This is a genomic window from Luteimonas composti, assembly GCF_042678665.1.
Classification (GTDB): Bacteria; Pseudomonadota; Gammaproteobacteria; order Xanthomonadales; family Xanthomonadaceae; genus Luteimonas; species Luteimonas composti.
The window spans coordinates 578,284-591,035 of record NZ_JBHTKU010000004.1 but is presented as its reverse complement, the minus strand read 5'-3'; the positions used below and the strand labels follow the sequence as shown (position 1 = coordinate 591,035).

Annotated in this window: 13 protein-coding genes; 11 read left to right on the top strand and 2 right to left on the bottom strand. The window is 69.4% G+C overall.

The window, feature by feature from the left end; translation table 11 throughout:
- The first annotated feature begins 274 nt into the window (after window positions 1–274).
- The 11 genes from ACFQ2D_RS14730 to ACFQ2D_RS14680 all read left to right on the top strand — a co-directional run bounded on the left by ACFQ2D_RS14730 (window position 275) and on the right by ACFQ2D_RS14680 (window position 11,268).
- Window positions 275–2,350: a prolyl oligopeptidase family serine peptidase gene (locus ACFQ2D_RS14730; protein WP_280942655.1), complete on the top strand. Its 2,076-nt coding sequence runs from the start codon at window positions 275–277 to the stop codon at window positions 2,348–2,350.
- Between the two features lie 61 nt (window positions 2,351–2,411).
- Entirely contained in the window at window positions 2,412–4,571 is a 2,160-nt protein-coding gene (locus ACFQ2D_RS14725; protein WP_280942372.1) for a S9 family peptidase, read from the top strand.
- 115 nt (window positions 4,572–4,686) lie between these two features.
- On the top strand, window positions 4,687–5,097 hold the full coding sequence (locus tag ACFQ2D_RS14720) for a YbaN family protein (RefSeq protein ID WP_280942373.1): 411 nt from the start codon (window positions 4,687–4,689) through the stop codon (window positions 5,095–5,097).
- Window positions 5,098–5,160: 63 nt separating this feature from the next.
- Window positions 5,161–5,463, top strand: a complete 303-nt coding sequence (gene lptM, locus ACFQ2D_RS14715; protein ID WP_280942374.1) for an LPS translocon maturation chaperone LptM — start codon at window positions 5,161–5,163, stop codon at window positions 5,461–5,463.
- Between the two features lie 69 nt (window positions 5,464–5,532).
- Window positions 5,533–6,351, top strand: coding sequence for a diaminopimelate epimerase (gene dapF / locus ACFQ2D_RS14710; RefSeq protein WP_280942656.1), 819 nt, complete (start codon window positions 5,533–5,535; stop codon window positions 6,349–6,351).
- Complete coding sequence (locus ACFQ2D_RS14705) at window positions 6,339–7,019, top strand: DUF484 family protein (protein WP_280942375.1); 681 nt, start codon at window positions 6,339–6,341, stop codon at window positions 7,017–7,019. The genes dapF and ACFQ2D_RS14705 overlap by 13 nt, the downstream gene beginning before the upstream one ends.
- 48 nt (window positions 7,020–7,067) lie before the next feature.
- Window positions 7,068–7,943, top strand: a complete 876-nt coding sequence (gene xerC / locus ACFQ2D_RS14700; RefSeq protein WP_280942376.1) for a tyrosine recombinase XerC — start codon at window positions 7,068–7,070, stop codon at window positions 7,941–7,943.
- Between the two features lie 96 nt (window positions 7,944–8,039).
- Window positions 8,040–8,504 carry a DUF1203 domain-containing protein gene (locus tag ACFQ2D_RS14695; RefSeq protein WP_280942377.1) on the top strand — a complete coding sequence of 155 codons (465 nt, stop codon included), beginning with the start codon at window positions 8,040–8,042 and terminating at the stop codon, window positions 8,502–8,504.
- Window positions 8,505–8,694: 190 nt separating this feature from the next.
- On the top strand, window positions 8,695–9,246 hold the full coding sequence (gene hslV / locus ACFQ2D_RS14690; RefSeq protein ID WP_280942378.1) for an ATP-dependent protease subunit HslV: 552 nt from the start codon (window positions 8,695–8,697) through the stop codon (window positions 9,244–9,246).
- Window positions 9,247–9,347: 101 nt separating this feature from the next.
- Complete coding sequence (gene hslU, locus ACFQ2D_RS14685) at window positions 9,348–10,730, top strand: ATP-dependent protease ATPase subunit HslU (protein WP_280942379.1); 1,383 nt, start codon at window positions 9,348–9,350, stop codon at window positions 10,728–10,730.
- 103 nt (window positions 10,731–10,833) lie between these two features.
- Window positions 10,834–11,268, top strand: a complete 435-nt coding sequence (locus ACFQ2D_RS14680; protein WP_280942380.1) for a hypothetical protein — start codon at window positions 10,834–10,836, stop codon at window positions 11,266–11,268.
- 2 nt (window positions 11,269–11,270) lie between these two features.
- Here the strand turns inward: ACFQ2D_RS14680 and ACFQ2D_RS14675 are convergent, their stop codons facing one another.
- Both ACFQ2D_RS14675 and ACFQ2D_RS14670 read right to left on the bottom strand, forming a co-directional pair.
- Complete coding sequence (locus ACFQ2D_RS14675) at window positions 11,271–12,095, bottom strand: D-hexose-6-phosphate mutarotase (RefSeq protein ID WP_280942381.1); 825 nt, start codon at window positions 12,093–12,095, stop codon at window positions 11,271–11,273.
- Window positions 12,096–12,229: 134 nt separating this feature from the next.
- Entirely contained in the window at window positions 12,230–12,697 is a 468-nt protein-coding gene (locus ACFQ2D_RS14670) for a nucleoside deaminase (protein WP_280942382.1), read from the bottom strand.
- Window positions 12,698–12,752 lie beyond the last annotated feature (55 nt).

Here is a 12,752-nt window from a genome sequence, read left to right as displayed (position 1 = left end):
CCGAACTCGGAAGTGAAACGCAAACGCGCCGATGGTAGTGTGCAGCCGCATGCGAGAGTAGGTCATCGCCAGGGTCTTTACCCCGAACCCCCAGCCCACACGGCTGGGGGTTTTTTATTGGACGCGAAATGGGCGGACGGCGATTGACTGCCTGCGCGCCGCGCCCGACTTTCGACACTGCGGCCCGCGAGCGGTCCGTGGTAGCGTTCGCCATCATTTCCAGATGGAACCAGCGATGGCGAATTTCATTCCTGTGGCGACCCTCGCGCTGGCGATGGGCCTTGCGGCCGGCGCCGTGCACGCGGACGAGGAGGCGAAGGTGTCCGATCCCTACCAGTGGCTGGAAGGCGTGGAGGATCCCAAGGCGCTGGAGTGGGTCAGGAAGCAGAACGCACAGGCCGAGGCCGAACTGGCGAGCACGCCGGAGTTCAAGCAGCTCGAGGCGGACCTGCTCGCCATCTACGATTCCGACGACAAGATCCCCGGCGTCTACAAGCAGGGCGAGTGGTACTACAACTTCTGGCGCGACAAGCAGAACCCCCGCGGCCTCTGGCGACGCACGACGCTGGAGGAATACCGCAAGCCCAGGCCCCAGTGGGAGGTGCTGATCGACCTCGACGCGCTGAACAAGGCCGAGGGCGAGAACTGGGTCTGGCATGGCGCCGACTGCCTGCGGCCCGATTACAGCCGCTGCCTGGTCGCGCTGTCGCGCGGCGGTGCGGACGCCGACGTGACTCGCGAGTTCGATCTGCACGCCAAGCGCTGGGTCGATGGCGGCTTCTTCCGCGACGAGGCCAAGGGCGCGCTGCAGTGGATCGACCGGGACACCGTGTACGTCTTCACCGACTTCGGCGACGGCTCGCTGACGAGCTCGGGCTACCCGCGCATCGTCAAGGAATGGAAGCGCGGCACTCCGATCGCCGATGCCAAGGTGGTCTACGAAGGCCAGGCCGGCGACATGTACATCTCCGCAGGGCGGGACCACACGCCGGGCTACGAGCGCGACTTCGTGGTCCGCACGATCGCCTTCTACAACGACGAGCTGTACCTGCGTAACGCGGATGGCACGCTGACCAAGGTCGATGCGCCGAACTCGGCGCAGAAGTCGGTGCAGCGCGAGTGGATCGGGCTGGAGCTGCGCGAGCCCTGGACGGTCGGCGGCAGGACCTACCAGGCCGGTTCCATGCTGGCGGCGAAGTTCGACGACTTCATGGCCGGCAAGCGCGAGTTCGACGTGCTGTTCGAGCCGACCGAAACCACTTCGCTCGCGGGCGCCACGTTCACCAAGAACCACCTCGTGCTGAACGTGTTGGACGACGTCAAGAACCGGCTGACGGTCCTGACGCCGGGCGCGAATGGATGGGAGCGGCGGCCGCTGTCGGGCGTGCCGGCCTTCGGCACCATCAGCGTCAGCGCGGTCGACGCGGACGAGTCGGATGCGCTGTGGCTGACGGTTACCGACTACCTGACTCCGACCACGCTGATGCTGGCCGATGCCGGCCCCTCGGCTGCGGAGCCCGAAGCGCTCAAGACCATGCCGACCTTCTTCGACGCGTCGAAGCACACGGTCGAGCAGCATTTCGCGACCTCGAAGGACGGCACCCGCGTGCCTTACTTCCTGGTGCGGCCGAAGGACATGGCCCATGACGGCCGCAATCCGACCCTGCTTTACGGCTACGGCGGGTTCGAGATTTCGCTGACGCCCGGCTATTCGGGCGGCGTGGGCAAGGGCTGGCTGGAGAAGGGCGGCGTCTACGCGGTCGCCAACATCCGCGGCGGCGGCGAATACGGCCCGCGCTGGCACCAGGCGGCGCTGAAGCAGAACCGGCACAAGGCCTACGAGGATTTCGCAGCGGTCGCGCAGGACATGATCGACCGCAAGATCACCTCGCCACAGCACCTTGGTATCCGCGGCGGCAGCAACGGCGGCCTGCTCACCGGCAACATGCTGACGCAGTATCCCGAGCTGTTCGGCGCGGTGGTGATCCAGGTCCCGCTGCTGGACATGCAGCGCTACAACAAGCTGCTGGCCGGCGCCTCGTGGATGGCCGAGTACGGCGATCCGGACAAGCCCGAGGAGTGGGAATTCATCCGCACGTTCTCGCCCTACCACCTGTTCGATCCTGCCAAGGACTATCCGGCGACCATCCTGCTGACCTCGACCCGCGACGACCGCGTGCATCCCGGCCACGCGCGCAAGATGTACGCGAAGATGTCGGAGGCCGGCAAGAACGTGCGCTATTACGAGAACATCGAGGGCGGGCACGGCGGCGCGGCGGACAACCGCCAGGCCGCGCACATGGATGCGCTGTACCTGACCTTCCTCTGGCAGCAGCTGGGTCGCGAGTGACCCGCCTGGCGCCCGGGCTCCGGCCCGGGCGCCGCATCCTCCACTTCCAGGCACCTTGCCGATGCGAACCACCCTCCTGCTTGCGACCACGATCCTGATGACCCTTTCGCACAATCCCGCCAGCGCCGCCGACGCCACGCCACCCGACGCCGAGAAGCGCCCCCATGTCGTCAAGGCGCCGCATGGCGCCGAGCGAAAGGACGAGTACTACTGGCTGCGCGACGACAAGCGCGAGGACCGGGCCATGCTGGCCTACCTCGAGGCGGAGAACGCCTATGCCGACCAGGTGCTGGCGCCGCTGAAGGCGGTCCAGGACCGGCTCTACGACGAAATCGTGGGCCGCATCAAGCAGGACGACAGTTCCATCCCCGCACGCGAGCGCGGCTGGTGGTACTACGCCCGCTACGAGACCGGCAAGGACTATCCGATCCATGCCCGCCGCAAGGACGGCCCGGGCGTCGACGCCGTGTCGATCCAGCGGGCGAACGAAGCCGGCGATTTCGCGGGCGAGGAGATCCTGCTCGACGTCAATGTCCTGGCCGAGGGCAAGGACTACTACGCCGTCGGCGCGTACGAGATCAGCCAGGACAACACCGTCATGGCCTGGGCCGACGACACCAACGGCCGTCGCCAGTACACCTTCCGCTTCCGCAACCTCGCCACCGGCGAGGACTACCCGGAACAGATCCGTGGCACCTCCGGCGACCTGGTCTTCGCCGACGACAACCGCACCGTCTTCTACATCGAGAACGATCCGGAAACCCTGCTCACCAAGCGGGTGAAGCGGCACGTGATCGGCACCGACCCGAAGGATGACGCCGTCGTCTACGAGGAAGGCGACGACAGCTTCTACATGGGCCTGGACCGCACCCGCGACGACAAGTACATCGTGATCGGCGTGAGCAGCACCGTCTCGGACGAGCTGCGCTACGCGCCGGCCGCCGATCCGGCGGCGTTCACCGTGCTGGCGGCGCGCGAGCGCGACCTGGAATACAGCGCCGACCATCTGGGCGATCGCTGGGTGATCCTGACCAATGCCGACGGCGCGAAGAACTTCAAGCTGGTCGAGGCGCCGACCGCCTCGGCGAGCCGTGGGGAATGGAAGGACCTGGTCGCGCACGACGAGTCGGTGTTCCTGGAGACCTTCGAGCTGTTCGACGGCTTCATCGCGCTGGGCGAGCGCTCCGATGCGCTGGAGCGCGTGCGCATCCTGCGCGAGGACGGCGGCTCGGACTACGTGAAGGCGGACGAGCCGGCGTATTCGATGGGGCTGTCGGCCAATACCGAGCCCGACACCACGAAGCTGCGCTACACCTACACCTCGCTGACCACGCCGGCGACCACCTACGAACTCGACACGGCCACGGGGGAGCGAACCCTGCTCAAGCAGCAGCCGGTGCTCGGATACGACCCGTCGCAGTACGTCACCGAGCGCGTCTGGGCGACCGCGCGCGACGGCGAGAAGATTCCGGTGTCGCTGGTGTACCGCAAGGGGTTCAGGAAGGACGGTACCGCGGCGATGCTGCAATACGCCTACGGCAGCTACGGCATGTCGATGGATCCCGGCTTCAGCGTCACCACCGTGAGCCTGCTGGACCGCGGCATGGTGTACGCGCTGGCCCACATCCGCGGCGGCCAGGAGATGGGGCGCCGCTGGTACGACGATGGCAAGCTGCTGAAGAAGATCAACACCTTCACCGATTTCATCGACGTCACCGATTTCCTGGTGCAGGAAGGCTATGCGGCGCCGGATCGCGTCGCGGCCTTCGGCGGCAGCGCGGGCGGCCTGCTGATGGGCGCGGTATCGAACATGGCGCCGGACCGTTACCGCGTGATCCTTTCGCAGGTGCCCTTCGTCGACGTGGTCACCACGATGCTCGATCCGAGCATCCCGCTGACCACCAACGAATACGACGAGTGGGGCAACCCCGAGGAGAAGCGGTTCTACGACTACATGGTCACCTACTCGCCCTACGACAACCTCAAGGCGCAGGCCTACCCGGCGATGTTCGTCGGCACGGGGCTGTGGGATTCGCAGGTGCAGTACTGGGAGCCGGCGAAGTACGTTGCGCGTCTGCGCGACCTGGATACGGGGAACGGGCCGATCGTGTTCCGCACCAACATGGAGGCCGGCCACGGCGGCAAGTCCGGGCGCTTCCGTCGCTTCCGCGAGCAGGCCGAGATGTATGCCTTCATGCTCGACCAGCTGGGCGTGAAGTAGGCGCCAGAGACCCCGGAAAGGTCGCTTTCGGGCGGCCTTCCGCGGGCGTCCGGTCCGCCACCGCATGGCGTGAACCCGGCCGCCGCCCGCGACGGCATCCCGATATGATGCCGGCATGCGTTCTGCGCCTCGCTTCCGGTGGGCCTGGTGGCTGCTGGCCTACGCCAGCCTGGGCCTCGGCCTGCTGGGCATGTTCCTGCCGGGGCTGCCGACCGTACCTTTCATCCTGCTGTCGGCCTTCGCCGCCGCGCGCGGCTCGGAGCGGCTGCACCGCCGGTTGCTGGCCGATCCGCGCTTCGGGCCGATGATCCGCGACTGGCAGGCGGGCCGCACGGTCGCGCGACGCGCGAAATGGATGGCGACCTGGACGATGCTGGCCTCGGCCCTGGTCCTGCTCCTCGTGGCCGCGAACGGAGACGGAAGGCGATGGTGGGCCTTCGCGCTGCCGGTGGGCTGCATGGCCGTGGTCGCCACCTGGCTCTGGCTGCGGCCCGAGCCGCCACCGGCCGGGCACGACGGCGGCTGAAGGGCGGGGCGGCGTCGCCGTCCGGGACTCGTCGCGTCCCCGCGCGCGGGCTACACTGCGGCCATGCGCCGATTCCCGATCCTCCTCGCGCCCCTGGCGCTGCTGTTCGCCCTCAACCTCGCCGCCTGCGGCAACAAGGGGCCGCTGGTGCGGCCGAGCGACATCGAGGACGTGGAAGACGTGGCGGACGATGACGTCGATGCGGTGGAAGAGGAAGCCGGCGAGGAGCCGGAAGACGCGGCCTGGGATGCGGCCGATGACGAAGGCGGGGGCGCGGACGCCGACGCCGACGATGCCGATGACACCGACGGGGACGAGGATCCGGCCGAAGTGCCGCAGCCGCCGGCGGATCCCGGCAACGGTTGATCCGTGGCCGCGACCGCCCCGCACCCGCACCGCAAGGACCTGCCGGCGCCGACGTTGCGTTTCAGCAAGATGCACGGCGCTGGCAACGATTTCGTCGTGCTCGACCTGCGCGATGGCGCGCCGCCGCCTGACCCGGACCTGTGCCGTGCCCTGGCCGATCGCCGGACCGGCGTCGGCTGCGACCAGATCCTGACCATCGGCCCGCCCGCGAGCGCGGGGGCGCTGGCGAGCTACGGCATCTGGAACTCGGATGGTTCGTCTGCCGTGCAGTGCGGCAACGGAGCGCGTTGCGTGGCGGCCTGGCTGGTGCGCGAGGGCGCGGCTGGCGACACGTCGCGCTTCGTCCTCGACAGCCCGGCCGGCACCCACATGGTCGACGCGCTGGGCGACGGGCGCTTCCGCATCGCGATGGGCGTGCCGCGCTTCGAACCCGCGCAGGTGCCGCTGTCGGGCATCGCCCAGGCGCAACCGGCCTACGAGATCGCGCTGCCCGGGATCGGCCTGCTGCGCTTCGGCGCGGTGTCGATGGGCAACCCGCATGCGGTGGTCGAGGTCGACGACGTGGCCGGTGCGGAGGTGGCACGTATCGGCTCGGCATTGCAGGGCTCGGCGCTGTTCCCGGCGTCGGCCAACGTCGGATTCGCCCAGGTGATCGACCGCGGGCGTATCCGCCTGCGCGTGTACGAACGCGGCGTCGGCGAGACCCTGGCCTGCGGCAGCGGCGCCTGCGCCGCGGCGGCGGTGCTGGTCCGCGCCGGGCGCGTGGATCGCGAGGTGGCGGTGTCGCTGCCGGGCGGGGAACTGCACATCGCCTGGCCCGACGACCATGCGCAGGTCGAGATGGCCGGACCCACCGCATTTGTTTTCGAAGGGGAATGGACCGGATGAGCAATACCGACAAGCTCGGCGCGCACGAAGTCGCCGCGTGGCTGCGACGGCAGCCGAAGTTCCTGCAGCAGTTCCCGGACCTCGCGCTGAGCCTGGTGGTGCCGCGCGAGGATGGGCCGGCCGCGTCGCTGGCCAGCTACCAGCTCGAGGTGTTGCGCGACAAGAATCGCGAGCTTTCGCGCCGGCTGCACGACCTGTACGCGATCTCGCAGGAGAACGAACGGCTGGCCGTGCGCACGCACCAGCTCACCCTGGCGCTGATGCGCCAGCCCGATCGCGCGGGCGTGGTGAGCGCGATGGTGGCGACGCTGGAGGAGGATTTCGCCGGGGACCTGGTGCGCGTCGTGCTGTTCAAGCCGGTCGAAGGGCTCGGAGAGCAACCGTGGCTGCAGGTGATCGATCGCGACGCGGCGGTGCTCGCGCCCTTCGCCGATGCGCTCAAGGGAGGCGAGCCGCTGTGCGGCCGACTGCACCCGGACAAGCAGGCGCTGCTGTACGGCGCGCGCATCGACGAAGTGCAGTCGAGCGCACTGCTGGCCCTTGAGGGCACCGGCCTGGTCGCGGTCGGCAGCGCCGATCCCAACCGGTTCTACCCGGGCATGGGCACGCTGTTCCTGCGCATGATGGGCGAAGCCTTCGAGGTCGCGCTGCGCAGGTTCGATGGCTGAGCCTGCTGTCATCCGCTGGCGTTCGTGCGCGGCCGGAGCCCGGCCGCGGTGACTGACGTCCAGGCCTTCCTCGCGTACCTGCAGGTCGAGCGCCGCGTCTCGCCGCATACGCTGGACGGTTATCGCCGCGACCTCGAGGCGCTGTCGGCCTGGGCGCGGGCCCATGGCGGCGTCCTCGGCCTGGGGGAGGCCGACATCCGCGCCTTCATCGCCGCCGAACACCGGCGCGGCCTGTCGCCCAAGAGCCTGCAGCGGCGGCTGTCGGCGGTGCGCAGCTTCTACCAGTGGCAGCTCAAGCATGGACGCATCGCGGCCAATCCCGCCGGCGGTGTCCGCGCGCCCAAGGCGCCGCGCAAGCTGCCGCAGGTGCTCGACGCCGACGAGGCCAAGGCGCTGGTGGAGGTGCCCACGGACGTGCCGCTGGGCCTGCGCGATCGCGCCATGCTGGAACTGTTCTATTCCTCGGGCTTGCGCCTGAGCGAGCTGTGCGCGCTGCGCTGGCGCGACCTGCAGCTGGACGAGGGCCTAGTCGCGGTACGCGGAAAGGGCGGCAGGGAACGGATCGTGCCGGTGGGATCGTTCGCGCGGCAGGCGCTGCGCGAATGGCGCGCCGACAACCGTGGCGCCGACGAGGCGCCGGTGTTCCCGGGGCGCGGCGGCGGGCCGATCAGCCCACGTGCGATCCAGATCCGGATGCGGCAGCTGGCCCAGCGCCAGGGACTGTTCAAGCGCGTGCACCCGCACCTGCTGCGCCACTCGTTCGCCAGCCACGTGCTCGAGTCCTCCGGCGACCTGCGCGGCGTGCAGGAACTGCTCGGCCACGCCGACATCTCCACCACGCAGATCTACACGCACCTGGACTTCGGCCACCTGGCCAGGGTGTACGATGCCGCGCACCCGCGGGCGCGCCGCCGGAAGGGCTGACGGCAGGCCAGGCGCCGGATTACACGTCCGGAACCGGCGAGCACGTGCGGCTCGCCGGCCTGAAGCTTTCCGCCTGTTCCTGACGGCTGCACTTCGATGGCTTTCCAGCTTTCCGGGCTCGACCCCGCCCGTTTCGAGCCCCTGTTCGCGCTGGACGATCCGGCGCTGCGTCGACGCGGCATGCGGCGCGTGGTCGCCGACAGCGACAGCGGGTATCCCTGCCGCGTCTCCTTGCAGGATGCACGCCGCGACGAGGTGCTGCTGTTGCCCTACGAACACCTGCCGCAACCGTCGCCATACCGCGCGTGCGGCCCGATTTTCGTCGGCCAGGGCGTCGGCCGGGTGGTGGTGCCCGAAGGCGTCGTGCCGGATTACGTTGCGCTGCGGCTGATGTCGCTGCGTGCCTATGACGCGGAAGGCCTGATGCGCGAGGCCGAGGTCGTCGACGGGCCACAGGTCGCCGGGTGCCTGGACCGGATGTTCGAAGATCCGCAGATCGCCTTCATCCACCTGCACAACGCGCGACGCGGCTGTTTTTCCTGCGTCGCGAACCGGGCCTGATCCACGCCGCAGCCCGCCGGCGCGGGGCAGTCGGCGATGTCCCGTACGGGTGGCTTGCCGCGGCCTCGGGCTCGGACGCGGATCGCCCTAGGTCCGGGAGGATCGCCGCGAGGCGGCGAGTCCGGACTCCGGCCCGCGCTTGAACCCGCCCCGGGCGTCCCCACCTTCGTCGGACACCCCCGGAGGTCGCATGGATCCCAGCCAGAACCCGAACGTATTCCACGCCACCACGATCCTGTCGGTGCGCCGCGACGGCAAGGTCGCCGTGGCCGGCGACGGCCAGGTGACGCTCGGCCACACCGCGATGAAGGGCAATGCGCGCAAGGTGCGCCGGCTCGGCAAGGATGGCCAGGTGCTGGCCGGTTTCGCCGGCGCCGCGGCCGACGCGTTCACCCTGTTCGAACTGTTCGAGTCCAAGCTGGAGAAGCACGGCCAGCTGCAGCGCGCCGCGGTCGAGATGGCCAAGGACTGGCGCACCGAACGTCGCTTCGGCAAGCTCGAGGCGCTGCTCGCGGTGGCCGACAAGGACACGTCGCTGATCATCAGCGGCACCGGCGACGTGATCGAACCGGAGGACGGCATTATCGCCATCGGGTCGGGCGGCTCCTACGCCCTGTCGGCGGCGCGTGCGCTGCTGGCGCATACGCAGCTCGACGCGCGCAGCATCGCGACCGAGGCGCTGGCGATCGCCGGCGACATCTGCATCTACACCAACCGCAACGTGGTGGTTGAGGAGCTGTGATTGGTGATTCGTGATTGGTGATTCGCAAAGCCGATCACTCCGTCGCCCCCCCGCTCCTGCTCCGGATCACCCATCCCGCGCTCACAAATCAAGAATCACCAATGACCAATCACGGCTCTTCCTCCACCATGACCCCGCGCGAGATCGTGCAGGAGCTCGACCGCCACATCGTCGGCCAGCAGGCCGCCAAGCGCGCGGTCGCCATTGCGCTGCGCAACCGCTGGCGCCGCGCGCAGCTGCCCGACGAGCTGCGCAACGAGGTGATGCCCAAGAACATCCTGATGATCGGCCCCACCGGCGTGGGCAAGACCGAGATCGCGCGGCGCCTGGCCACGCTGGCCAACGCCCCGTTCGTGAAGGTGGAGGCCACGCGCTTCACCGAGGTCGGCTACGTCGGCAAAGACGTGGAACAGATCATCCGAGACCTGGCCGACACTGCGGTCAAGCTGTATCGCGAGCAGGCCAAGAAGAAGGTGCGCACCCAGGCCGAGGAGCGCGCCGAGGATCGCATCCTCGACGCGCTGCTGCCGCGGCGCGAGGCCTCGCAGCCGGGCTTCGGCTTCGCCGGCCAGACCACCGTCGATATCGGCGCCGAACCGTCGTCGAAGGAATCGGAGACGCGCCAGAAGCTGCGCCGCCAGCTGCGCGCCGGCGAGTTGGACGAGCGCGAGATCGAACTCGAGCTGTCGGCCAACGTCGGCGTCGACATCATGACCCCGCCCGGCATGGAGGAAATGGGCCAGCAGCTGCGGCAAATGTTCGCCAACCTCGGCGGCGCGAAGACGCATGCGCGCAAGCTCTCGATCAAGGCGGCACGCCCGCAGCTGATCGAGGAGGAGGCGGCCAAGCTGGTCAACGAGGAAGAAGTGCGCGAGGCGGCGATCGAGGCCTGCGAGCAGCACGGCATCGTGTTCATCGACGAGATCGACAAGGTGGCCAAGCGCAGCGAGGGCGTGGGCGCCGACGTCAGCCGCGAAGGCGTGCAGCGCGACCTGCTGCCGCTGGTGGAAGGCAGCACGGTCAGCACCAAGTACGGCGCGGTCAAGACCGACCACATCCTGTTCATCGCTTCGGGCGCATTCCACCTGGCCAAGCCCAGCGACCTGATTCCGGAGATGCAGGGCCGGTTTCCGATCCGCGTCGAACTTTCCGCGCTGAGCAAGGACGATTTCGTGCGCATCCTGACCGAGCCGCGTGCCGCGCTGACCCGGCAATACGTCGAGCTGCTCCGGACCGAGGGCGTGCAGCTGTCGTTCGCCGACGAGGCGGTCGAGCGCCTGGCCGAGATCGCGGCGCAGGTGAACGAGCGCCAGGAAAACATCGGTGCCCGCCGCCTCCACACCGTGCTCGAGCGCCTGCTCGACACGCTCAGCTACGAGGCGCCGGACAAGGACGGCAGCGCGGTGGTCATCGACCGCGCCTACGTCGATGCGCACCTGGGCGAGCTGGTGCAGGATCCCGACCTGAGCCGCTACATCCTTTGACCGTGTCCGGCCGCCGCGCGGCGTGCATGGGCGATTCACCCGCCAGGCGACATCCTGTCGCCCCGTGAACCGCGGCACCCGCCGAACCCCGAGGAGACGATCCATGCCCCTGCGTCCCGTCCTGATCGCCGCCCTCCTGGCCGGCCTCGCTGGTGCGGCGCCCGCCAGCGCCGGCGACGTGTCCTGCCGCCTGGCCTTCGACATGAGCGGTTGGTCGGCCTTCTACAAGACCGCCTCGGGAACCGGGCGCGTGAGCTGCGACAACGGCCAGTCGATGGCGGTGCGGATCGAGGCGCGGGGCGGCGGCCTGAGCGTGGGCAAGTCCGAGATCCGCGATGGCCGCGGCGACTTCTCCGCGGTCGACGACATCCGCGAGCTGCTGGGCACCTACGTCGCCGCGGAAGCCCATGCCGGCGCCGTGAAGTCCAGCAAGGCGCAGGCCATGACCAAGGGCGACGTCTCGCTGGCCCTGGCCGGCACCGGCAAGGGCTGGGACCTGGGCGTGGCCTTCGGCGCCTTCACCATCGAGGCGCGCTGAATTCAGCCCAGCCGCTGCCGGCCCCGCCATCGCGCGCCGGGCGCCAGCACCATCGGCTGCAGCACCTGGGCAGCCTCCACGCAGACGAACCGTCGCCATTCGTCGGCGGCGAGGTCGGGCAGGCGCGCGGCCAGCCCCGGGCCGGGGTTCCACACGACGCAGTCGCCGAATCCGTCCTGCTCGATTCCGAGCGTACGCTCGCCGTCGCCCAGGCGCAGCGGCGCGACGATATCCCCATAGATGCGGTCGACCTCGCCGTCGAAACCGACCGCATGCGCGTCCTGGCGATGCAGGGTGCCGCCGTTGGCGCTGTCCTCGTAGTCGCAGCCCTGCAGGCCCTCGAGTGCGACCGCTTCGATGTCGCCGATGCGCAGGTAGCCATGCAGCGCGGCGGTGAACGCGAAGGCCTGTTCGCCCCGGTTCTCCACCTCCAGGCCGACGCACAGCGTGTCGATGCCCAGTTCGACCGACAGTCTGCAGGCGAAGGCGTGCGGCCAGTCCGCCGTGCCCGGCCCGTCGCGCAGTTCGAAGATGGCGGCGCCGTCTTCGATCCCGGCGAAGGACCAGTCGAGCAGACGGGCGAAGCCGTGCCTGCGCAGCAGTCCGCGTTCGCCGAACTGGGGAAAGATCACCGGCATGCCGCCGCGGATGGCCGCGCCGGCAGAGAAATCCGCGCGACTGGACAGGAACAGGCGCTCGTTCCCGCCGGCCGGTGTCCAGGACAGCAGCTGCGCGCCGCGCAGGGCGACGATGGCGCGCGCATCCCCGTTGCGCAGCTGGATGCAGGGCAGGTCGTGCAGCCGGGTGGTCTGGTGGATCAGGGACATGCGGGGGGTTCGGTTGCAGGAAGGGGCGCCCGGCGGTCGCGACGGGCGCTGCGGCTTGTAGCGGATGGGAAGGACGCGCCGGCAGCCCGACGGCAACCTGGCACCCGCGTCGGACCCTTGCTCGCCGGCCGGATTCAGCCGTGGGGGCAGTCGTCCTCGCCGATGTCCTCGTTCCAGATCGAGGGATTGGCGGCGATCCAGTCGCGGAGCAGGGCGATGCACTCGGGGTCCTCGAGATCGACGATGTCCACCCCCTGCTCGCGCAGCCACCCGTGTCCGCCCTGGAAGTTGACCGACTCGCCCATCACCACGGTGCCGATGCCGAACTGTTTCACCAGCCCGCTGCAATACCAGCAGGGCGACAGCGTGGTGACCATGATGGTGTCGCGGTACGAGCGCTGGCGGCCGGCCTTGCGAAAGGCGTCGGTCTCGCCGTGCACGGACGGATCGCCTTCCTGTACCCGCCGGTTGCGGCCGCGGCCGAGCAGGGTGCCGTCGCTGGCGAACAGGGCCGCTCCGATCGGAATGCCGCCCTCGGCCAGGCCCAGGCGGGCCTCCTCGACGGCGGTGGCGAGCAGGGCGCGGTAGTCGGGTCGGGGCATGGATGGCGGGTGGAGGTCGGGCCTGCGTGGCACGATAGCCGAATCAAGCTGCGCC

Excerpts from the sequence above, each read along its gene's own strand:
- ACFQ2D_RS14730 (WP_280942655.1), top strand. The coding sequence starts at position 275 with ATGGGCCTTGCGGCCGGCGCCGTGCACGCGGACGAGGAGGCGAAGGTG.
- ACFQ2D_RS14675 (WP_280942381.1), bottom strand. The coding sequence starts at position 12,095 with ATGTCCCTGATCCACCAGACCACCCGGCTGCACGACCTGCCCTGCATC.
- hslV (WP_280942378.1), top strand. The coding sequence starts at position 8,695 with ATGGATCCCAGCCAGAACCCGAACGTATTCCACGCCACCACGATCCTG.
- ACFQ2D_RS14695 (WP_280942377.1), top strand. The coding sequence starts at position 8,040 with ATGGCTTTCCAGCTTTCCGGGCTCGACCCCGCCCGTTTCGAGCCCCTG.
- lptM (WP_280942374.1), top strand. The coding sequence starts at position 5,161 with ATGCGCCGATTCCCGATCCTCCTCGCGCCCCTGGCGCTGCTGTTCGCC.
- hslU (WP_280942379.1), top strand. The coding sequence starts at position 9,348 with ATGACCAATCACGGCTCTTCCTCCACCATGACCCCGCGCGAGATCGTG.
- ACFQ2D_RS14725 (WP_280942372.1), top strand. The coding sequence starts at position 2,412 with ATGCGAACCACCCTCCTGCTTGCGACCACGATCCTGATGACCCTTTCG.
- ACFQ2D_RS14680 (WP_280942380.1), top strand. The coding sequence starts at position 10,834 with ATGCCCCTGCGTCCCGTCCTGATCGCCGCCCTCCTGGCCGGCCTCGCT.
- ACFQ2D_RS14705 (WP_280942375.1), top strand. The coding sequence starts at position 6,339 with ATGGACCGGATGAGCAATACCGACAAGCTCGGCGCGCACGAAGTCGCC.
- ACFQ2D_RS14670 (WP_280942382.1), bottom strand. The coding sequence starts at position 12,697 with ATGCCCCGACCCGACTACCGCGCCCTGCTCGCCACCGCCGTCGAGGAG.
- ACFQ2D_RS14720 (WP_280942373.1), top strand. The coding sequence starts at position 4,687 with ATGCGTTCTGCGCCTCGCTTCCGGTGGGCCTGGTGGCTGCTGGCCTAC.
- dapF (WP_280942656.1), top strand. The coding sequence starts at position 5,533 with ATGCACGGCGCTGGCAACGATTTCGTCGTGCTCGACCTGCGCGATGGC.